The 20,796-nt window shown below is 37.2% G+C and carries 20 protein-coding genes; 11 read left to right on the top strand and 9 right to left on the bottom strand.

Annotated features, from left to right (window positions below; all coding sequences use genetic code 11):
• The first annotated feature begins 15 nt into the window (after positions 1 to 15).
• Positions 16 to 1,338 (top strand): DEAD/DEAH box helicase, encoded by a 1,323-nt coding sequence (locus CXF85_RS02065; protein WP_101226873.1) that lies wholly within the window; start codon positions 16 to 18, stop codon positions 1,336 to 1,338.
• 76 nt (positions 1,339 to 1,414) lie between these two features.
• On the opposite strand, the gene CXF85_RS02060 is transcribed toward CXF85_RS02065, so the two are convergent.
• From CXF85_RS02060 to CXF85_RS02035, 5 genes are all read right to left on the bottom strand, one after another.
• Positions 1,415 to 2,095: a helix-turn-helix transcriptional regulator gene (locus tag CXF85_RS02060; RefSeq protein WP_101226872.1), complete on the bottom strand. Its 681-nt coding sequence runs from the start codon at positions 2,093 to 2,095 to the stop codon at positions 1,415 to 1,417.
• A gap of 95 nt (positions 2,096 to 2,190) precedes the next feature.
• Entirely contained in the window at positions 2,191 to 2,607 is a 417-nt protein-coding gene (locus tag CXF85_RS02055) for a GFA family protein (protein ID WP_101226871.1), read from the bottom strand.
• 33 nt (positions 2,608 to 2,640) lie between these two features.
• Complete coding sequence (locus CXF85_RS02050; protein ID WP_101226870.1) at positions 2,641 to 3,024, bottom strand: VOC family protein; 384 nt, start codon at positions 3,022 to 3,024, stop codon at positions 2,641 to 2,643.
• Between the two features lie 260 nt (positions 3,025 to 3,284).
• A complete protein-coding gene (locus CXF85_RS02045; protein ID WP_101226869.1) occupies positions 3,285 to 3,593 on the bottom strand; it encodes a putative signal transducing protein in 309 nt (102 codons plus the stop codon).
• Between the two features lie 554 nt (positions 3,594 to 4,147).
• Entirely contained in the window at positions 4,148 to 5,560 is a 1,413-nt protein-coding gene (locus CXF85_RS02035; protein WP_101226867.1) for an alpha-amylase family protein, read from the bottom strand.
• Positions 5,561 to 6,205: 645 nt separating this feature from the next.
• Between CXF85_RS02035 and CXF85_RS22720 the strand changes: the two genes are divergently transcribed.
• The 6 genes from CXF85_RS22720 to CXF85_RS02010 all read left to right on the top strand — a co-directional run bounded on the left by CXF85_RS22720 (position 6,206) and on the right by CXF85_RS02010 (position 9,654).
• Complete coding sequence (locus CXF85_RS22720) at positions 6,206 to 6,373, top strand: hypothetical protein (protein ID WP_157829010.1); 168 nt, start codon at positions 6,206 to 6,208, stop codon at positions 6,371 to 6,373.
• Positions 6,374 to 6,570: 197 nt separating this feature from the next.
• Positions 6,571 to 7,059 carry a hypothetical protein gene (locus tag CXF85_RS02030; RefSeq protein WP_101226866.1) on the top strand — a complete coding sequence of 163 codons (489 nt, stop codon included), beginning with the start codon at positions 6,571 to 6,573 and terminating at the stop codon, positions 7,057 to 7,059.
• Between the two features lie 105 nt (positions 7,060 to 7,164).
• Positions 7,165 to 7,509: a DUF3024 domain-containing protein gene (locus CXF85_RS02025; protein WP_157829009.1), complete on the top strand. Its 345-nt coding sequence runs from the start codon at positions 7,165 to 7,167 to the stop codon at positions 7,507 to 7,509.
• A gap of 113 nt (positions 7,510 to 7,622) precedes the next feature.
• On the top strand, positions 7,623 to 8,432 hold the full coding sequence (locus tag CXF85_RS02020; RefSeq protein ID WP_157829008.1) for a hypothetical protein: 810 nt from the start codon (positions 7,623 to 7,625) through the stop codon (positions 8,430 to 8,432).
• Between the two features lie 29 nt (positions 8,433 to 8,461).
• Positions 8,462 to 8,899 (top strand): GNAT family N-acetyltransferase, encoded by a 438-nt coding sequence (locus CXF85_RS02015; RefSeq protein WP_101226863.1) that lies wholly within the window; start codon positions 8,462 to 8,464, stop codon positions 8,897 to 8,899.
• Positions 8,900 to 9,015: 116 nt separating this feature from the next.
• The gene (locus CXF85_RS02010; protein ID WP_101226862.1) at positions 9,016 to 9,654 is read left to right on the top strand and encodes a hypothetical protein; all 639 of its coding nucleotides are present in this window, start codon (positions 9,016 to 9,018) and stop codon (positions 9,652 to 9,654) included.
• Between the two features lie 333 nt (positions 9,655 to 9,987).
• Here the strand turns inward: CXF85_RS02010 and msrA are convergent, their stop codons facing one another.
• Positions 9,988 to 11,217 carry a peptide-methionine (S)-S-oxide reductase MsrA gene (msrA, locus tag CXF85_RS02005; protein WP_232771067.1) on the bottom strand — a complete coding sequence of 410 codons (1,230 nt, stop codon included), beginning with the start codon at positions 11,215 to 11,217 and terminating at the stop codon, positions 9,988 to 9,990.
• Positions 11,218 to 11,660: 443 nt separating this feature from the next.
• Between msrA and CXF85_RS02000 the strand changes: the two genes are divergently transcribed.
• Positions 11,661 to 12,089: a hypothetical protein gene (locus CXF85_RS02000; protein WP_101226860.1), complete on the top strand. Its 429-nt coding sequence runs from the start codon at positions 11,661 to 11,663 to the stop codon at positions 12,087 to 12,089.
• 17 nt (positions 12,090 to 12,106) lie between these two features.
• Here the strand turns inward: CXF85_RS02000 and CXF85_RS23040 are convergent, their stop codons facing one another.
• From CXF85_RS23040 to CXF85_RS01990, 3 genes are all read right to left on the bottom strand, one after another.
• Positions 12,107 to 12,304 (bottom strand): hypothetical protein, encoded by a 198-nt coding sequence (locus CXF85_RS23040; RefSeq protein ID WP_232771045.1) that lies wholly within the window; start codon positions 12,302 to 12,304, stop codon positions 12,107 to 12,109.
• A 6-nt stretch (positions 12,305 to 12,310) separates the two neighbouring features.
• Positions 12,311 to 12,937: a DUF3108 domain-containing protein gene (locus CXF85_RS01995; RefSeq protein WP_232771044.1), complete on the bottom strand. Its 627-nt coding sequence runs from the start codon at positions 12,935 to 12,937 to the stop codon at positions 12,311 to 12,313.
• A 136-nt stretch (positions 12,938 to 13,073) separates the two neighbouring features.
• Entirely contained in the window at positions 13,074 to 15,110 is a 2,037-nt protein-coding gene (locus CXF85_RS01990; RefSeq protein ID WP_198555458.1) for a PAS domain-containing hybrid sensor histidine kinase/response regulator, read from the bottom strand.
• 505 nt (positions 15,111 to 15,615) lie between these two features.
• Here CXF85_RS01990 and CXF85_RS01985 point away from each other — a divergent pair.
• The 3 genes from CXF85_RS01985 to CXF85_RS01975 form a co-directional block, all read left to right on the top strand.
• Complete coding sequence (locus tag CXF85_RS01985; protein WP_232771066.1) at positions 15,616 to 17,256, top strand: acetolactate synthase large subunit; 1,641 nt, start codon at positions 15,616 to 15,618, stop codon at positions 17,254 to 17,256.
• A gap of 57 nt (positions 17,257 to 17,313) precedes the next feature.
• Positions 17,314 to 18,741, top strand: coding sequence for an aldehyde dehydrogenase family protein (locus CXF85_RS01980; RefSeq protein WP_101226857.1), 1,428 nt, complete (start codon positions 17,314 to 17,316; stop codon positions 18,739 to 18,741).
• Between the two features lie 429 nt (positions 18,742 to 19,170).
• The coding region (locus CXF85_RS01975; RefSeq protein ID WP_198555456.1) for a hypothetical protein at positions 19,171 to 20,796 on the top strand (1,626 nt) is incomplete at its 3' end.

Here is a 20,796-nt window from a genome sequence, read left to right as displayed (position 1 = left end):
TGAGCTTTTACCTTAATGACCACAGTTACAACCCCAGCCAACTCTACCGTTTCCTTTGCCGAGTTAGGTCTTATTACACCTTTGCTAGCTCGATTATCTGAGCTGGAATATCTACAGCCAACGCCTATTCAAGCGCAAGCTATCCCAAGTGTATTAGCGGGACGTGACTTAATTGCAGGGGCAAATACCGGCTCGGGTAAAACCGCTACTTTTGCATTACCACTATTGCAGAAGTTACGCGCTGACATATCTTCGGGCAGTAAAAACACTAAAGGTAACTTTGTTAGTGGTCTGATTTTAGTGCCTACTCGAGAACTTGCTAAACAAGTTGCAGACAGCATTAAATCTTATGCAGTGCACTTTAACGGCGAAATTAAAACAGTTGCCGTTTTTGGTGGTGTATCAATCAATACTCAAATGCTTGCATTACGTGGCGGCACTGATATTTTGGTGGCAACACCGGGTCGATTACTCGATTTAATTTCAAGTAATGCGATTAAGCTCGATAAGGTTAAAACCTTAGTGCTTGATGAAGCTGACCGTATGTTGAGCCTAGGTTTTACTGAAGAGATAACGGCGTTATTGGCGTTAATGCCAACGAAAAAACAAATCTTATTATTTTCAGCGACCTTTCCTGAACAAGTAAAAACGTTAACGCAAGAATTGCTCAACAATCCTATTGAAATACAATTACAAAGTAGTGATGCCAGTACCTTAGTACAGCGCGTTTTTACCGTTAATAAAGGTGAAAAAACAGCGTTGTTAGAGCATTTAATAAAGTTACATCAATGGCGACAAGTGCTTATTTTTGTTAATGCTAAACACCATTGTGAACACTTAGCTGAAAAGCTTTCTAAACGTGGTATTACTGCCGAAGTGTTCCATGGCGATAAAGGTCAAAGTGAACGTAGTCGAGTGCTTGATGGTTTTAAAGCAGGGGATATTGACGTGTTAATTGCTACTGATATTGCTGCCCGTGGTTTAGATATCGAAAAACTGCCAGTGGTAATCAATTTTAACTTACCAAGAAGCCCATCAGACTACATGCATCGTATTGGTCGAAGTGGCCGTGCTGGCGAAGTAGGTTTAGCATTATCACTTATCGATCATGAAGATTATCATCATTTCAAAGTGATTGAAAAGAAGAATAAAATTCGTCTTGATCGTGAACAAGTCGAAGGTTTTGAAGTGCAAGATATTGCCGAAGATTCAATTTTAGCTGCAGAGCTAGCAGAAAATAAACCGATGGCAAAACCTGAAGGTACAGGTAAGAAAAAACGCAAAAAGAAAGCGGCAGTCAATGCCGATATCTGGTCAGGGTATTCTAAGCCAGAATAAGTCTATCTAAATTAACGAAGCATTCAATAGGTATTAGTCATTGTTTGCTTCGGAACAAGGTGAGGAAAGGCGATAACTATCCATATTTCCTTTGCATTTCCTTGATGAAATCATTGAGTTCTTCACCGTCTACTACAGGAAAAAATCGTGGCGTGAGGCTAATCAATATTATCCTGTCGATGCGAAAATTTCTAAAGTCATTTCTAAGTTCACACCAGGTTAATAGTGTCCAACAGCCTCGCCATAAATGGATTGCGAGCGGACGTACTTCTCGACTGGTTTGTGCTTGTTTGGCATCTTCATAATCCATTTGAAGGTATTGTCTATCGGTGGCTGCTTTACGTAAAAGATCAAGATGTTGAAATTCATTTGATTTGGCATGAAACTTAGGTGCAAACATTAATGAGTTAAATGTTTGCAGTCTTTCAGGTAATACCGCAGATATTTTGATCATTGCTTGTTTGGCTGCACTGGCGAGTTCGCTGCCTCCCCAAGCTTCTACCATTCTCATACCTACTTGAATCGCTTCAAGTTCTGACTCGTTAAACATGAGCGGTGGCACGTCTACTTCACGACGTAATAAATACCCGACACCAGCTTCACCTTCTACAGGAATACCATTGGCAATGAGATCTTGAATATCTCGATAAATAGTTCTTGTAGATACCTCGAGTACTTCTGCTAATAAACTCGCGGTAGTTAAACGGCGATTCTTTAACAACTGAATGATTTGAAATAGTCTGTCTGCACGGCGCATTATTATCTCATTGCTTCAATTGGTATAAAACATAAACCCAGCACTGTGCTGAGTTTATGTATTATTTTTATATACTATTAATAGTGTGTTTTTAGTTACATTTGAGTGGCAAAATAAGCCATTATCTCATCGGTAGTCATTTCTTTTGTTTCATTTGAAAAACAGTAATAACTCGGTCGCATGTCACTAAAATATTGCATGTCCATTGTTAAGCCTTGCAAATCTGGAAACAAACCGACAGGCATATTGTATTCACCTGTCGCGTCTAATTTATAAAATAGATGCGTTCCACATTCGGTGCAAAAACCACGAGATGCCCAAGAGGATGACTTGAATAGGTTAATTTTATCATCACCTTCAATTTTTACTTTTGTACCACATTTAACTGCGAAAAATGGCGCGCCACCCCATGTTCTACATGTTTGGCAATGACACACTGTAAATTTAGGATTAATGTTCTCTACCGTGATTTTTACAGCACCACAAAGGCAATTTGTTGTTGAGTTAGCCATGTTGATAAGCCCTTAATATAGATAAATATATCATTACAGACTTTGAGACCACAACCCAACTTTATTTCCTTCGCAATCTACAAAAAGAGCAATGTAGCCACATTCGCCATCTTTAATAGGCATTGGCGGTAATAAAATTTCAACACCCCCGGCTTTAATCTCATTCACTTTGTCATTTAATGTCAAGCTAAGATGTAAATACACTGTGCTACCATCTCGGCTTGGCACCATCATCTCGTGTTTTAACAGAGCAAAACTTGGGTCGCCTATGTTGGCCGTTTCAGCAATAGACATTTCCATGTCATTCATTACTTCGTGCTTAAACGTTAAATCAAAATGTGTTTGATAAAATGAAACTGCTCGATTCATATCAGTCACAGATATTTCGGCCCACACCAATGGTGAATGTTCTAACATAATTTATTCCTTTAATTAATAAACTCGCAATCGGTTTGATTGCGATAAAAGAACAATATCACTGTGCTACTGACAGCATGGTGTCAGTAGTGATTAGATTTTATTGAAAAAGTGTATTGAAAGAACTCGTTTGTGGAAGTCTGAGCAAATGTAAATGTAAATGCGTTGGCATGAGTAAGCTAAGCAGTACTGCTATCTGCTCATTTGATCTATTCATGCACTGTGTTCGTACTTTTTATTTGTGACATAAAGGTTGCGAACTATGAGGTCTTTTCAGTTTGGCACTGCCAACAAGAATCAAAAGAAGCATCATTTTGTTCTTGGCACTGCTGACAAAACCAATCGTGTTCTCCTTGCTGCTTTAACGCCTGCGCTAGTGTTGCTTCTGCTTTATCTTCATCATGATCATTAATAATCCATAATTCTACCCAGGTATCTATAGGCGCTAATAAACCGGCAGCGCCAGAGGCAAACTCATTTTTTAAGGTAACTTCTATATTATGATTTTCAAGAATATTTTTAGCGTTATTCACTAAAAATGTATTTTCATTACTGTAAATTAATTTCATAGGCGGTGCTCTTTGTTAATGAAAGTAAAGGTTATATTAATAATAGAACCTTTAGCTGGAAAAATAATTTCTTTTCTTTCTTAAGTGCTTTACTCAAGAAGACATTAATCACGTCATTTTCGATCAGGAATTAATTAATAACGACATCTACACTCAGGTGTTCACTAATAGCGGAATCTTACTCAGGAGTTGGTTTATCGTGATCTTCGAAGTATCTAGTCGAAGATCCATTATATTTTACAATTGAGCTGTTACATTTAGGTAAAAAATATCATGTCGACAAACATTATTTGATTCCTATGTGATGTTGTTTGCAGAAATCTCTGGCGATATGAATCCCGTTCACCTGAATGAAATAGCAGCAAAAATAGTGCCTTTGATTAACGCGTTGTTCACAGTGTTTGTCTTAAAGCTATATATCTGCGGTAAGAAAGTCAATTGATAGCGTCTGTGTCTATCAGTGATACTGCTTAAACAATAGAATTTATAATATGTCTGAAATGATAAACGCTACCTTAAGTAGCGTTTGTGAGAGAACAAGTATTTTTTGGCGTTTATTCCATTAACCACATTCTGGCTTTACGCCCTGGCAAGTAAAATTTATGCCATTGGCTATTAATGTTTTGTACATCAACACCTTCAACTACATCACGGTAATTTTTATTCCACCATAAATTGTGCTCTGCAGTATTTACCCAAACATCTTGGCCGTTATCACATTTGTTAATACCCACCACACCAATATGATCACGTTTGAATAAAATAACACAGTCGTTAAAGCTCATCACTTGCATACCATGGCCTTGTGCGGTGTTGTGAAACTTCACCATGCCCGCAACGTCTGAGCGTTTGTATAAATCTAACCAACGATTGTTGTCGTTACTTTCGTTATGATCTGAGTAGATCATCGGCGTACCGCCGTCACGACCCATAATGTAGGCATTAGCTAACACTTCATCGGTAGCATTAAGTATTTGATACCTAAAACCAGCATTGGTTGGAATATCATGGGTTATTGAAAATGTTACGGCTTTCTCAGGTGTTAATGCTTGCCCATAAGCTGCTGGGTCAACAAGTTGATTCATTGAACCGCCAAAACCAAGTGCACCGCGCAGTGAGGCAAATAATGGGAAGTCATAAGCACCGTGTCCGGTGTCATTTAAATAAGGTGCTAGGAAACTGTCGTAGCTATTGTCGCCAGAGCCGCCAGAGGTAATTATTTCACCAAAAACATGTACGCCATTTTTGATGTCGTTATTAAATACCGCATTAATGTGATAGTTGCTCATATGTTTTGCGGCATCAACACGAAAACCAGTAACACCAATAGCTTTTAACGCTTGTAAGTAAGCTTGCTGTTGGGATACTACCTTGTTATTAGGGTCTAAATCAGGCAAGCCAGCATCACCATTACCACCACAAAGTCGCCAATATTGTACATGACCTGGGTTGCCCCAATCAGTAATACATCCAGCGGGATGAAAATCACTTGCGACCAAGTTATTCTCTTGTAGATCACCGAATAACTTAATTGAATTGTAATAAGTACTATCAGCAGCATAGTTAGCAAGGACTGTAGAGCCTGGGTAGTTCAAATCTGAGCGTTGGTATGATTCGTTCGCCATATGGTTGAATACGATATCGGCGTAGGTTTCTACTCCTTTGGCTTTTAAGGCGTTAACCATATCTTTAAAATCATTGGTATCGCCTAAAGGGCTATGAATAACTCTTAAGTCTTGTGGTTGATATCGAGCCCACCACTGATTACCTGAAGATTTGTATGACGGCGAAACAAGTACTTTTTTGTAACCTAAATCAGCAATTTCTTGTGCTTTGGTTGCGACGTCATCATAGGTCCAGTTAAAGGCGTGCAGTATGGTATCCGCATGTGACAATTGACTGAATAATAATGAACTAGCTATGATTGAAGCTTGGGTGATTTTTTTCAATATAGGAGTAGATTTCATGCTTTCCTCGCTTATGTTATTTTTATTATTGTAAACGTGTTGTTGCTGAGACTTACTTCGAATTAGCAATTGAATTGAGCGTAAATTAAGCAGGGGTAGTAATCAATCCCTTTGCATACGTATTCATAAGGGAGCCTGATGCATTTATCCTTAATAGGGGGGATGTCATTGGTTAACAAATATTTAACTAGTGTGTGGCAGGAGGAGTTAAGGTCTATGGAAGGGGATGACTCTTCAGTGGTAAAAGTGACGATTAAAGAAAATGTCTCAAACGTCGTAATTTTTTAGCACTAATAAATATTGGTGCTAATGTTCCCTTGGTGTGCTTTGCTGACGTTAGCTTCAAAATATTTGCGATATATTTTCTAATGAATTGACTGTGTCATATTACTGGGAAGTCTTAGTAATAAATTAAAATCAACATTTCTAAACCCTAACTAATTGATATTATTTGAAATAGCCTTTAATTCTATGTTGGATATTACTGAGACTTCTCAGTAATATCCAAGACCTAACAAAATAAAATATTTTTAGTTTATAAGGTACTGAAAATATGGGATATTAATACGAATTAAATTAAAGTTATGGGATGGACATTACTGAGAAGTCTCCATAATAAGCTGTTATGTTGCAAAAAGGATTTAGATGAAACCTAAAGGATTGTCGGTATTATTCACTTTTATTACCTTAGCTTTAACAGCTCTTTTCTCTAGTTGGTTAATCCTTGAAATTATCATTTTGGTTCTTGTCTTGTCATTTTCAGGGTGCGGTGTAATTTGGCCTAAAAGTAAAAGTACAGAAAACTATTTATAGTTTGGCTTATTTTGGGGGGTAACTATTGGTATATTAAGTTACCCTATCTGGCAACAAACAGGTTTAATTCAAGTTTTGCCAAAGTTATTAGGTCAGGTGTAGTAGCAACATAACAAGAATTTCAAGCAGGACAAAATACAATTGGCTTTTTATTCACTACTTTCACTTATTTTAGCCAACGGTGTCTGTAATCAACTATGCATTTAAAATTCGGACTAAATAAATATTTACCTATCTGGATGTTTTTTTCTTCAGCCATACTACTTCTAGTTGTAGATGGTTTTTTTTATAAATCCCAGGTTGAAGTAGATATAGTAGAAGCTAAGACTATCTATCATTCTAAAGGTACCTCTTGTGAGTTAACTATTTCACTTCAAGGTAAACTCTATACTAGAACAACTCTAAATAATGTTTGTCACTCTATTCACATTCAAACTAAAGCGATCCTCGATAAGACTGAACTTTTAGATCGGTGGGTAAGTTTGAAATCTGATCTGTTTAAAGATATTACAGAGCCTTTTGATACTGTCCATATTCTAGATTGGATATGTTTTTTACTTATTATTATTTTACCTTTAGCATCTCGTTTTGAGCTTAAAAAAGACTTAATGTATGCCTATTACTTTGGAATTACAACGCTACTTTATTATTCCTTTACAATGTGGTTTACAGTATTAAAAACATAAGCCAATTAATCAGGACAAATAACAGTTGGTTTTTGCTCCAGTGTCGCTTATTTTAACCAACTGATATTTGCCCATTATTGGGGCGTTATGAGTTTCGAGGGTTTCATGGCAATTAGTGAGTTTGAGGTATTTAAAGTAGAGAAAGCTGCAAAACAATTCTGTCTTAATAAAAATAATCCTTTTCCACCTGAACAACTCTATATTGATTATAGAATGGAAGACCAAACATTATACTTTTTGGAAGTTCGTCCAAAGTGGGATGACCCGACCTTAAAAACAGAGTTTCCAGTTGCTAAATTTATCTATATTAAAAAAGATAAAGTATGGAAATTATATTGGCCTCGTCAAAATTCGAAGTGGCAACAATATGCACCTGATGGTATTAATCAACATTTAGAACCACTGTTCAAAATTGTTAGCGAAGATTTAAAAGGTTGTTTTTGGGGCTAAAACTCATAACAAGCCACTCAATAGGGAAAATTTATAGTTGGCTGTTTTCATTTTAGCCAACTATAAATTCCCATTAGTGGGGCGTTATGTGTTTTTAATAAGTATGGTGAAATGTGTCGAATATATTAGATATGATCAACAGTAAAAAATGGCAGTTTATTTTTAAAAGAAATGCTCTAACTGAGATCGCAAAACAAATAGACTTTACATATGAAGAAGCTATTAAACCAAGAGAAGTAGAGATCGAAAAAAAAATAGCTGAACTAACAAATGATGAACAAAAGTTATTAGCTGATTTTAGTGATTTAGAGCCGGTTGAAGGTGATCATATGTATCCTACAAATGATCAATTGGGTATTTATCATGACCAAGCGGATATACAGCACACTATATCTATCCTTGATGGGCAAATGATTTCAATGAAGGAAATGCAAATAGTATATTTATATAAAAACATCGAGATTCTTTTAAAAGAAATTATTCGAACTGCATTTCCTGGTGAAGATAAAAGAGATTTGTTTGCTTGGGATAATATGAAATATTTTTTTAAACTTAAAAAAATTGAGTTCACATCAATAAAAGAATTTGAATATGTAAATCAGTTAAGAATAGTGAATAATAATATAAAACATTCTTCTGAAATTGGCACCGAGATTCAAAAAAAAGGAATAAATGAGTTTAAAGGGTTATGTGAATTTAATTTTAATTCTTTAACTGAGTTTTATAATCGAGTTAAAACCCATATTGAGCCATTTTTAGATAATGTGGTAGTAAATGTTAATTTGCATTTATTTGAATTCTGTGATGAACGCATAGACAATATTGTTAAAGATTATGCGCAACATATGGATGAGGAAACATTACTTCGATTATCCAAAGCTCTGGAAGCAGAAACACATAACAAGGTATTTAAACGGAACTAAAACAGTGGGTTACGATTTAAGGAAAGTCTGTGGAAGTATCACTTCGTCCAGTAACAAAAGAAAATTATGAAAAAGTTTGTGAACTCGATATCACAAAAGAACAGGAAGGTTATGTAGCTTGTAATATGTGGTCAATAGTTGAATCTAAGTACAATGAAGGGTATGAAATCAGAGCTATTTATATGAAAGAAGAGCCCGTAGGTTTTTTTATGTGGGTACAAGAATCTAAAGTTAAAATTTCAATTTGGCGCTTTATGGTTGATAAAGAACATCAACAAAAATCAATAGGACGTGTTGCACTTAACCTAGCCTTGTTTGAAATAAAAAAAGTTTCGGGCTTACAAGAGATCGAAATTTGTTATAATCCAAAGAACTCTGTTGCTAAAGGGTTTTATTCTAGCTTTGGTTTTTCCGAAGTCGGTATGGATGAAGACGATGAGGATATGCTGGCTGTTATTAAGCTTTAAAACATAACAAGAAAATAAACTAGGACACGTAACGGTTGGCTGCGTTCCACTTCGTTTCACATTTTAGCCAACAATTACTTAGCCTGTTATTTGGGCGTTAGGTACCTTATCAATCTATGTGCAAATTTCTAGAATCAATTCCATGGCTAACTTCCATTCAAACCCTTGCTGCAACTTTTACTGCATATGTAGCATTTACAGCTTTAAAAACATGGAAGCATCAAGCTAAGGCGCAAAGGAAAACTGACTTTCTAGATCAATTAACAGATTCAGTTCATGATTACATTCAAAGTCTTTCTTTACCTATTGAACAATTAAAATTTATCTATATTGGCTTTGAAAGTCATAAAAATTTACAGCCTAATTCAGATCAACAGAATTCTCATATAATTGAGTATATAAATTCTCGCGGAGCTAATGATGGCAAACAATTATTAGAAGCCCTTGCTAAATCGAGTGACAAGGTTGCTAAAATAGAATCTTTGGTGGCTAGAGGTCAAGTATATGGTTTTAAAAATTATAATATTTGCCAAAAATCAGTAATGAAGCTCAATTTACAGCAGCAAAGCTTACAATTTTTTGCCTCTGTAATTGGAACACCATCTTTGAATTGGGAACATCCAAAAGCTATAGCAGCGCTAGAAAATATACTTACAATTAATGCATCAACTATTAGTGAAAGTTTAAAGGTAAACAATGTCAATTTTATTGACTTTGTAAAAGAAAATTATGAAATAGTTTACTCAGGTACCTAAGCAATTTAATAGGACTAAAAACAGCGGGCTGTTCGCTTCGCTTCCATTTTAGCCCGCTATTTTTAGCCTTTAATTGGGCGTTATCGATACAAAAACTAATCCGAAGTGCTGTTCGGCACTAGTAACCTAATGACCGCTTTGTGGCAAATGAAGACCAGCACTTTTACTTAATTATTCAGTTTAAATAAGTAGCGTAAATATTTACAGTGCTTGGCAGTGTCACCACAAATAGCCGCTAATAAAGCGTGGAAAGAATGGCTATCGCCAAATTGATTTTACGATAGCCAAGCAGGGGAGAGATAATGATGATTTTTTACTGTGCGGTGAACGCTATTATCTCGCTCTGAACTCCAATACCGTCGCATTAATACAAAACCTTGGCTGTCCATTTGGACCATCTGGAAATACGTGACCCAAATGAATACCTGACGTTTTAGAGCGAATCTCTGTTCGTACCATACCGTAACGATTATCGGGCTTTTCAATCACTGAACCCTCGACCGCTTTCGTAAACGATAACCAACCAGATTTTGAGTTAAATCGGTCATTAGTATCGAACAGTGGCGCACCACTTAGTTTATCAATAAAAACACCATCGGGTGTGTTCTTGAATATTTCATACTCTTTACAAAAGCGGCCATCCGTACCTTCATCGAAAGCAACATTAAACGCTTCACTTTTTCCTAATTTAAAAGCACCTAAAGCTTTATAAAAATACTCAGGCTCCATGTACCCTTGTTTTCCAAAGACCTCTTCACCGTCTTGAATAAATAAAATAGTAGGCGTGGCCCACGTTTCAGTCTTTATCGTTAAGCCTTTAAGCTGGCTTGCTAGGCGAAATTTTATAGCAATAGTGCCTTTATAATCATTAGCGACATTCTTTTTAAATTTTTCACAATAAGGACAATAATTTTCTGATTCAATGACAACAATATGTTTGCCCTTTAATAATGCGCTATTATCAATTTCGCTATTCGCTAATTTCGTTCCTGCGGTCTCAGCAGTAAACTTAACGCCAGTAGAGTGATCTGGACAATAACCCCTTGGGTTTTTGGCTAAATAATCTTGGTGGTATTGCTCTGCTTCAAAAAACTCAGTTAATGAACGTATTTTGGTTTCAATCTTTCCGTAACCTGCGTCATTTAATAATGTTTGATACTGTGCTGTTATTTTTAAGGCAATGGCATTTTGCTCTTTATTACTCGTTAGTATCGTTGAACGATATTGAGTGCCGACATCATTACCTTGGCGATTAAGTTGAGTTGGGTTATGTCCTTCATAGTAACTATGTAAAATAGTTTCCAAGCTGACCTTTGAACTATTAAAAATAACTTTAACGACTTCTGCATGGTTATTTACATTGTTTTTGTGCTTTCTTTTAGTAATTTCTCGATAAGTAGCGCTGACATTCTTACCATCGGCATAACCTGATATTGCATCAACAACACCAGGGATGGCCTGATACCGTTTTTCAGCACCCCAAAAACAACCCGCACCTAATACAATACTGTCTAAATGTGCTGTGGCAGGCATTTTTTCAGTTGATTGTGATTTAGGCATCATTTCTTCGATATCACTTTCAATAGTATTTTGAGTATTAATTTGAGTTGAGTCTGTAGCTGAATACTCAGTAGATTGTGGCGCGACAGCATAAAATGTTAATACTGAAACGAATGCGATAGCGGTGATGAATGATATATTGTTCATAATTTTATCCTGAGCCAACCGTGAGATAGATTGATTTGTTAAACCTGACCTAAATTATAAAGGACTGATATCTCTATTTAGTCACCGAGTTATCACAATTTCATCACAAGGGTGCAATAACGTCACAAACCACTGAAATACCGACAATACCTAGGACTAGAAGTGGCTTGATAATCAATTGGTCAGGCGTTGTGAAACATGCACGGCTAATAGTGCTAAAGGTGGTAGGCTAAGTTACAATACAGCTATTAGTAAAAGCCTCATAACATCAAAATAATATAAGATTAGAAACCAGATAAATGACTATACAGTTTTCCTCTATACCGCTTGTGCTATTTACCTCACTTAAGCTATTCATTCTTTGTGCTTTATTATCTACCAGCACCTCAGTTCAAGCTAAGTCCGCTAAATCTACTACATCAAGTAAATGGCATGAGGCAGACTTTGTTGATGCGCATTGTAAGGGGGAAATAGAACATGTTTTACCCGATAGAACGCGGGTTGATTGTTTAACTGATACCCATGCCATTGAATATGATTGGGGAAAGAAATGGGCTGAGTCTTTAGGGCAGGCGTTATTTTATTCAGCCATGACAGGTAAAAAAGCGGGCATTGTATTAATTGTTAATCCGAGAACCAAAGACCGATTTTTAAAGCGATTAAATAAGGCTATTAGTGACAATAACCTTGATGTCGATGTTTGGACAATTACCAACAGAAAGACCTAGTACTGTCATCGTTCTCGCTACGACTGACATTGTTTACTAAAGTGAGATAACCATACTATTGGCGAAAAAATCATGTCGAGTTCTGCCTTTATTAATTGGTGATCATGTTTACTCGAAAACCATAAGACGATATTTTCATGTTCTCCTACTTCAACTACTTTAATTGCTGTTAACTTCCCCCATTTTGCATGGATAATTTCTTCATCACCAGCCACTTCAAATTAATAACGTTCAATCTTACTACTTGCTTGGCGAGAGAGGGGAAATCGAGTTTTTCCCTGTAACAAATTCAGTCTAATCTGTGCTCCTAAGGTATCTAGGTCATATAACGGTTGATTTTCATTTTCATTTTCGCTTTGCTGTTGGTAATGAGACACTTCAGTATTGAGGGTCACCGTTGAGGAAAGGCCATTATCAGAAAGTTCAGCGGTCATTTCTCTGGATTTAATTCCGGTTAGCTTTTGTGAAAATCTTGACGTTAGAAAATGATGGTATTGAGGTGAATATTGCATTGAACTCTGTTGCTGATAGGTTAAGTCAAGCCACAAAAAGGTGACTTCACCGTATGATGTTACCGTTCCTTTGGTTACTTTTTCGCTATTATCCCAGTTAATTGTTCTGTGTAAATAACCAACATTTTTTCCCATGACATACACATTATATTCAAAAATTTTATCACCTTGATGGAGGTCACTAAACTCTTCTGCGGTAAAGGTGTTAAGTACTTTGGCTTGTAATGGATCTGTGCAGGCAATAAATAAAAAGCTTAAGAGCGTTAATACTTTTAAGGAGAATAAGCGCTTTATCGTTAATTTGTTGGATTTAGTCCGATTGGTCAATTTAGTCATCTGTGTTGGCTAACAGCATTTTGAAATATACGCGATATGGGTGCTTATATTAACTCGATTAATGTGCTGCGTTATTGTTGCTTAGCGTATCTAAAGTGTTAGCTAAAATTTTACAAAGGGCATGATAACACATCAATTAATCGAGTATTTTATAGAGTTCATTTTCTAAGACTTTCATTCTAAATGGTTTAACAAGCCTACCTTTGAATCCATAGTTGGTATGATTGGACATAATCTTTCCGGTGGAATATCCACTTGAAACAATTGCTTTTACCTGTGGGTTAATATCAAGTAACTCCGTTATTACCTCTTCACCACCTTTCCCTCCAGGAATAGTTAAATCCATAATTACCACATCAAAAGGTCTACCACACTTCTGTGCATCAATATATTTCTCTACTGCTTTTTTTCCATCAATAGCTGTCACAACTGAATAGCCTAACGCTTCAAGCATCTCAGATGATATATCTAAAATCATTTCTTCATCATCCATCAATAAGACATTGCCTGAACTTTCTATAACATTTCTTTTATCATTTAAAAGCGCTTTATCACTTATCTTCGCATCAGATTTTGCCGGAAGGTAGATACTAAATGTTGTGCCTTTACCAAGCTCAGATTCAACACTGATATAGCCATTATGCTTTGCAATAATACTATGCGCGGTAGCTAAACCGAGTCCACTACCCGATTGCTTAGTGGTAAAGTAAGGATCAAATATATGTTTTTGCTGCTCATCCGAGATACCAATGCCTTGATCGCTAATTTTAAGGCCGACAAATTCGCCTGAAATATGGGGGATAATATTATGAGTGAATTTTTTAATATTAATAGCTTCTATGGTCAGCGTTCCACCTCTGGGCATAGCATGAACGGCGTTAATTAAAAGGTTGGTGAGAACTTGCGATAGTTGTCCTCTATCGGCATTAAGCATCCACAAGTCTTTGGGTAGAGTCAGAATCGTTTTAACGCCACTGCCACTGAGTGATAACTCTATAGAATCTCTAATAATCTGTTTAACATCTATTATCTCAAATAAAGGGTCGCCACCTTTTGCAAAGGTCAGTAGTTGGTTTGTCAGATTGGTGGCTCTATCCATCGCTTGATTAGCCGTTTTAATATGTTGATACGCGGCATGCTCAGGTGGTAGTTTTAACTTCGCTAATTCAAGATGACCAAATAGGCCAGCAAGAATATTATTGAAGTCATGCGCAATTCCTCCTGCTAATAGCCCAACGGATTTAAGTTTTCTTGATTTGAATAGCTCTTCCTCAACTTGTTTTTGCAACGTAATATCGACAATACTGACTGCTACACTTTTGAATCCTTCTTTTGAAGCAGGTATATGATAAGAAAGAATAGAATCTATATTATTACCCACTTGCGAGATAAAAGTAGCTTCAGAACGAAAAACCTTTTCACCGTCCCATATAGCACATAATTCCTTTATAAATACTTCGTCTGCTGCAGGGGTAAAAGAGGCTGAAATTTGCTCAAGAAAATTTTCTTCTGACGTTAGGTTAAACATTTTAAGCGTAGCATTATTAACATCTATGACTTTAATCATTCCGGTAAATTCAAATATTTTCTGAGGATGATCTCTGAGGTATTGATATAAATCTGTCACACCAGTTTGACGGAGTTGATCTAAAGCACTTTTAAGCTCGGACATATCTTCATTTAAAATCGATACATCTGCATTATCAAATATACTACGGAATTTAATTTCACTCTCTCGTGATTTTCTCTCTTGTTTTCTCTGTTCAGTAACGTTTTCTGTTAATCCCATTATTTTTTCTACCACGCCATTTTCGTTAAAAACGGGCGCAAAACAGGAACTAAATGTTAGCTTTGAGTCTTCAGGGCTAAACTCAAAAGCATGATATTGACCTTGATATGCTTGCTCTAAGAAGGTATTTATTTCAAATTTTTGTTTTTCACAGACAAAATCCATGTAATTAATGCCACAGACCTCCTCTTCTCTTTGCATATTCATCATATTAAGGCCAGTGCCATTCATTGAGGTGATCTGGCCTTTTAAGTTAATTTCATGGATACAGATAGGTGCCGCTTGAATAAGCGTTGTCAATCGGTGTTCATTTTCTTGAGCTGCTTTGAGTTCAGCTCGAAGTGACTTAATTAACTCATCTTTAGCATCGAGATCTGCTTGCATTTTCATTCCTTTAGAGCGCAATGCTCTGACTCCAATAATCTCTGTGAGAAAGTATTGGTTGTGATTTTATTAATAGGTATTCCTTTTCACTAAATCACATTTTATTCGTTAGAACGGTAACCTTAACCAGCTTAGTTGATACCTACGGAACTTTCCATGGGAAATAGTTTGAATGTCCTAAACTTTCATAAGAAGTTCTTAATCTTTTCATGTGATTATCGAATGTATGCGTAGGAATAAAACGCATTCATGCTAGCGGCTATTTCTTATTTTAAATACGCATGTCAATTATCTATTATCTGTATATCTGTTTTAAATCCTCATATTGATGGAAGCATTTATTCTATAGTCTAAAATCTTAATGTAGATAAAAGTTATGGTTATATTAATCACTGAGCAGGCAACTTAACGTATTTTAAATTACAGGATAATTGAGTCGATTTTCTTTTTACAATCGACGATTGATGGGCTTATTAGGAACAACGTTATGAGTGATAATAATAAAATAAAAGCATCTGATTTATTTGTACAAGCATTGGAGGCTGAAGGGGTAGACCACATTTTTGCGGTACCAGGCGAAGAAAACTTGGATATGGTTGAGTCCTTACGCAAGTCCACCATTAAATTAGTGTTAACTCGCCATGAGCAAGGCGCTGGTTTTATGGCCGCTACTTATGGTCGTCTTACTGGTAAAGCAGGTGTTTGTATGGCAACACTGGGCCCAGGCGCCACCAATTTGGCAACGCCTGCTGCATACGCTCATTTAGGAGGTATGCCTTTACTTATGCTCACTGGGCAAAAACCAATTAAAAAGTCTAAGCAAGGTCAGTTCCAAATAATTGATATTGTTGGTTTGTTTGCGCCTATTTGTAAAATGTCTAAACAAATTGTGCACGGTGATACTATTCCCTCATTAGTACGAGAAGCTTTTCGTCTTTGTGAAGAAGAGCGACCCGGCGCTGTACTGTTAGAATTACCAGAAGATATTGCTGCAGAAGAGTGTACAGAAAAGGTGATGACACCACATAAACGTCATTATGCTCACCCTAATGATATCGCACTAGAAGAGGCGGTAGCATTAATAAAGACCGCCAAAATGCCGTTAATATTAATTGGCGCAGGGGCGAATCGGCAAAATGTTAGAGAGGCAATGTGTAACTTTGTTCATTCAACGCGCATTCCATTTTTTGTTACGCAAATGGGGAAAGGCGTCGTTGATGAACGCTCTAGTCTATTTTTGGGTACCGCGGCATTATCGGCGGGTGATTATTTGCATTGTGCTATTGAGCGTGCAGATTTAATTATTAATATTGGCCATGATGTTATTGAAAAACCGCCATTTTTTATGGAAGAAGGGGGGAAGAAGGTTATTCATGTTAATTATAAGTCGGCCCAAGTTGACCAAGTCTATTTTCCACAACTAGAAATTATTGGTGATCTGGCTGCTTCGGTTGATGCATTAAAAGAGAAGTTAGGTGGTGAAGTTAAGTTTGACCGTAGCTATTTTGAAAAAGTAAAACTCGCCATTGATGAACATATTGAAGAAGGGGCAAATGATGATCGTTTTCCTATTATTCCACAACGCTTTGTTGCCGATATTCGAAAGGTGATGGCTGATAAAGATATTATTGCGTTGGATAATGGTATTTATAAACTTTGGTTTGCGCGTAATTATAAAGCTTATCAACCCAATACGGTATTACTTGATAATGCCCTTGCCACCATGGGCGCAGGTTTACCTTCGGGTATGATGGCTGCAATGTTAAATCCTAATAAACGGGTTATGGCCATATGTGGTGATGGTGGTTTTATGATGAATTCACAAGAATTAGAAACAGCTATTCGTCTAGGACTAAACTTAGTTGTCACCGTGTTAAATGATAATTCTTATGGAATGATTCGCTGGAAACAAGCCAGTGCTGGTTTTGCTGATTGGGGATTAGAATTTGGTAATCCTGACTTTGTTAAATACGCAGAAAGTTATGGCGCAACAGGGCATAGAGTAATGTCTGCTGAAGACTTGATACCTACCTATGAAAAAGCATTTTCAGCAGGGGGCGTTCACCTTGTTGAATTACCTGTTGATTACTCAGAAAATCAAAAGGTATTAATTGATGAATTGGCTGAAAAGGTTTGTTTAATATAACGCTATAATTTCGATATTTATTGTTACGAGACGACTTAACTTATTAAAGAGCACATTATGGACGATATAGAAAAAAAGCATGTCGCTGCAAAAAGCAAGGCATCTAAAAAACTCAACGTTGTTAATCCTTATGATCAAAGCCACATAGGATCAGTTCCGACTGTAACATGGAATCAAATTGATAAATATTTAGCAACGTCTCACCAACTGTTTAAAGATTGTCATCAGTGGCTTCCCGCTTTTGAGCGAGTCAGTATTCTTAAAAAAGCAGCGGTATTAATTTCACAAAGAGCAGATGAACTCGCGTTTTTGATCGCCAATGAAGGCGGTAAACCATTAATGGATGCGCGAGTTGAAGTGACTAGGGCTATTGATGGCGTAGAGCTTTGCGCAAAAGAAATTTCTAACTTAACTGGTAGCCAAATCCCAATGGATTTAACCCAAGCCGGCGCGGGTAGAATAGCCTTTACTACCAAGGAGCCTATTGGTGTTGTCGTTGCTGTTTCAGCGTTTAATCACCCGTTAAACTTAATTGTACATCAAGTTGCACCAGCCATTGCGGCGGGTTGTCCAGTGTTAGTTAAACCTGCACGAGATACGCCATTATCATGTAAAGCATTTGTTGATATTTTGCATGAAGCTGGCTTGCCGCCACAATGGTGCCGTTTTATTGCCTGTGATATTCCGACCTCTGAAAAAATGATCACCGATGCTCGTGTTGGCTTTTTCAGTTTTATTGGTTCGGCAAAAGTGGGGTGGATGTTACGTTCTAAATTAGCACCAGGTACACGTTGCGCATTAGAACATGGTGGAGTTGCTCCTGTTATTGTTGAAGATAGTGCCGACATTGAAGCGATGATCCCAAGTTTACTTAAAGGCAGTTTTTATCATTCGGGGCAAGTGTGTGTGTCTGTACAGCGTATTTTTGCGCCGAGAAGTAAAGCCAAAGCTATTGCACAACTATTGGCTGATGGCGCGGCGAGACTTATTGTTGGTAACGCTATTGATGAGTTTACTGAATGTGGACCGCTTATTCGTCCCAAAGAAGTTGATCGCGTTGCAGATTGGGTTGATGAAGCGGTGGCAGCAGGCGCAAGCCTACTTACCGGAGGTAAACGATTGGGTGATAGCACCTATGCACCGACAGTACTGCTTGACCCGCCAGTTGATGCAAAAGTATCTACCATGGAAATTTTTGGTCCGGTAGTTTGTGTCTATGGTTATGATGATATTGACCAAGCTATTGCTCAAGCCAATTCGTTGGAATATGCTTTTCAAGCGTCGGTGTTTACAAAAAATCTTGATGTCGCAATGAAGGCAATACGTGAATTAGAGGCGACGGCGGTAATGGTGAATGATCACACCGCTTTTCGCGTTGATTGGATGCCTTTCGCTGGACGAAAACAGTCGGGTTATAATACCGGCGGTATTGCTTATACCATGCATGATATGTCTCAAGATAAAATGGCAGTTATTAAGATGTAATCATTTCTTACTGCCCATAACGAATGTTTTTAAATAAGTCATTCGTCTTAAACAATATCAATAAGAAGAATTTATTATTATATTTAAGTGGGGTAAATACATTGTATCAAGAATAACAAAGCCCTAATTTTAGGGCTTTGTTATTCTTGATTATTTATCACTTCAACGGATACGTAAAAAGAAGCATAAAAACTGAAATTATAGCGTTAAAATATTTATGACTCAGATGTTAGCTATAGCTATGATTTGTCGAAGAAATAGACTTAGACTTGCAGTCTATTTTATAGACAAAGCCCCTCTGATGAGCTACCATAAATCACTGGCTTAAATGCGGTTTTATTGTGAATAAAATGTGTTTTTTGTAGTTAAAATGTTTTATTTGTAATGAAAAGTCACTTGGATTAACGATAATCGAATAAAGGGTAGATCATGAGCGATAATATTAATAAAGATAAAGACCAATTAAATAAACAAGAAAGTAATCCTGTTCTGGTCAAGAAACTAGAAAATGTTATTAATGAGTCTGTCAATGTTGATGCAAAAGAGTTAGCCGAAATTGAAGCTATTCAAGCTGCAATTGAAGCAAATGATGATCCTATAGATGATATTGAAACCGCCGCTGGCGAAGCAAGTGATGGTGGTCGTTCTGTTGTTGTAGATGTCTCGCGTGATGCAACTGAAATAATAGCATCCTCTACTTTTAAAACTGAATCATTCGCTTTTGATGCTGTAGCTACAGAGTTAACAGATACCAATATTAACGATTTATTAGTTAATCCAATACCTGATGTAAATGATGCTGCGACCATAACTCTTGAGTCGACAACAAATACCTTTTTAGAAGATACCACTGTGGTAAATGATCAAGTGGTAAGCTTCAGTACCAATGATGAAGACGGCAATGCGGTGACTGTCACGTTATCCGATACAGTCAATTATGCCCTTGTTGGCAACACAGTTGTCTTAACCCAAGCGGGTGCAGACCTGGTAAATAGTGGCGCTGATTTACCTGAATTCACTTTGTCAGCGACGGATGGTGTACAGACAACCCCAACAACTGTTGATGTTAATCCCGGTAATACTGTCGATGTTAATGATGCCGCGACAATCACACTTGAATCGACGACGCCTAATTTTACTGAAGAAAACGCTGTAGCAACTGATGTTGTTGCGAGCTTTAGTACGAATGATGAAGACGGTGATACGGTAACAGTTACCTTATCCGATACAGTCAACTATGCACTGGTTGGTAACACGGTTGTATTAACCCAAGCGGGTGCAGATCTTGTAAACAGCGGCGCTGATTTACCTGATTTCACTTTGTCAGCGACAGACGGTGTACAGACAACCCCTACAACTGTTGATGTTAATCCTGGCAATACCGTTGATGTTAATGATGCAGCGACAATTACAGTAGAAACAACCACAGTTAGCTTTACTGAAGAAGATGCTGTGGCCACTGATGTTGTTGCGAGCTTTAGTACGAATGATGAAGACGGTGATACGGTCACGGTTACATTATCTGATACAGTCAACTATGCACTGGTTGGTAACACGGTTGTATTAACCCAAGCGGGTGCAGACCTAGTGAATAGCGGCGCGGACTTACCTGACTTTATCTTGTCAGCAACGGATGGCAAACAAACTAGCCCAGCTACGGTTGATGTTAATCCGGGTAATACCATTGATGTTAATGATGCCGCGACGATCACGCTTGAATCAACGACCCCTAATTTCACTGAAGAAAATGCGGTAGCAACGGATGTTGTTGCTAGCTTTAGTACGAATGATGAAGACGGTGATACGGTCACGGTTACATTATCTGATACAGTCAACTATGCACTGGTTGGTAACACGGTTGTATTAACCCAAGCGGGTGCAGATCTTGTAAACAGCGGCGCTGATTTACCTGATTTTACTTTGTCCGCGACAGACGGTGTACAGACTACCCCTACAACTGTTGATGTTAATCCTGGTAATACCGTTGATGTTAACGATGCAGCGACAATTACAGTAGAAACAACCACAGAGAGCTTTACTGAAGAAGATGCTGTA

The sequence above is a fragment of the Colwellia sp. 75C3 genome (assembly GCF_002836255.1).
Classification (GTDB): Bacteria; Pseudomonadota; Gammaproteobacteria; order Enterobacterales; family Alteromonadaceae; genus Colwellia.
This window is presented reverse-complemented; position numbering and strand designations above follow the sequence as displayed.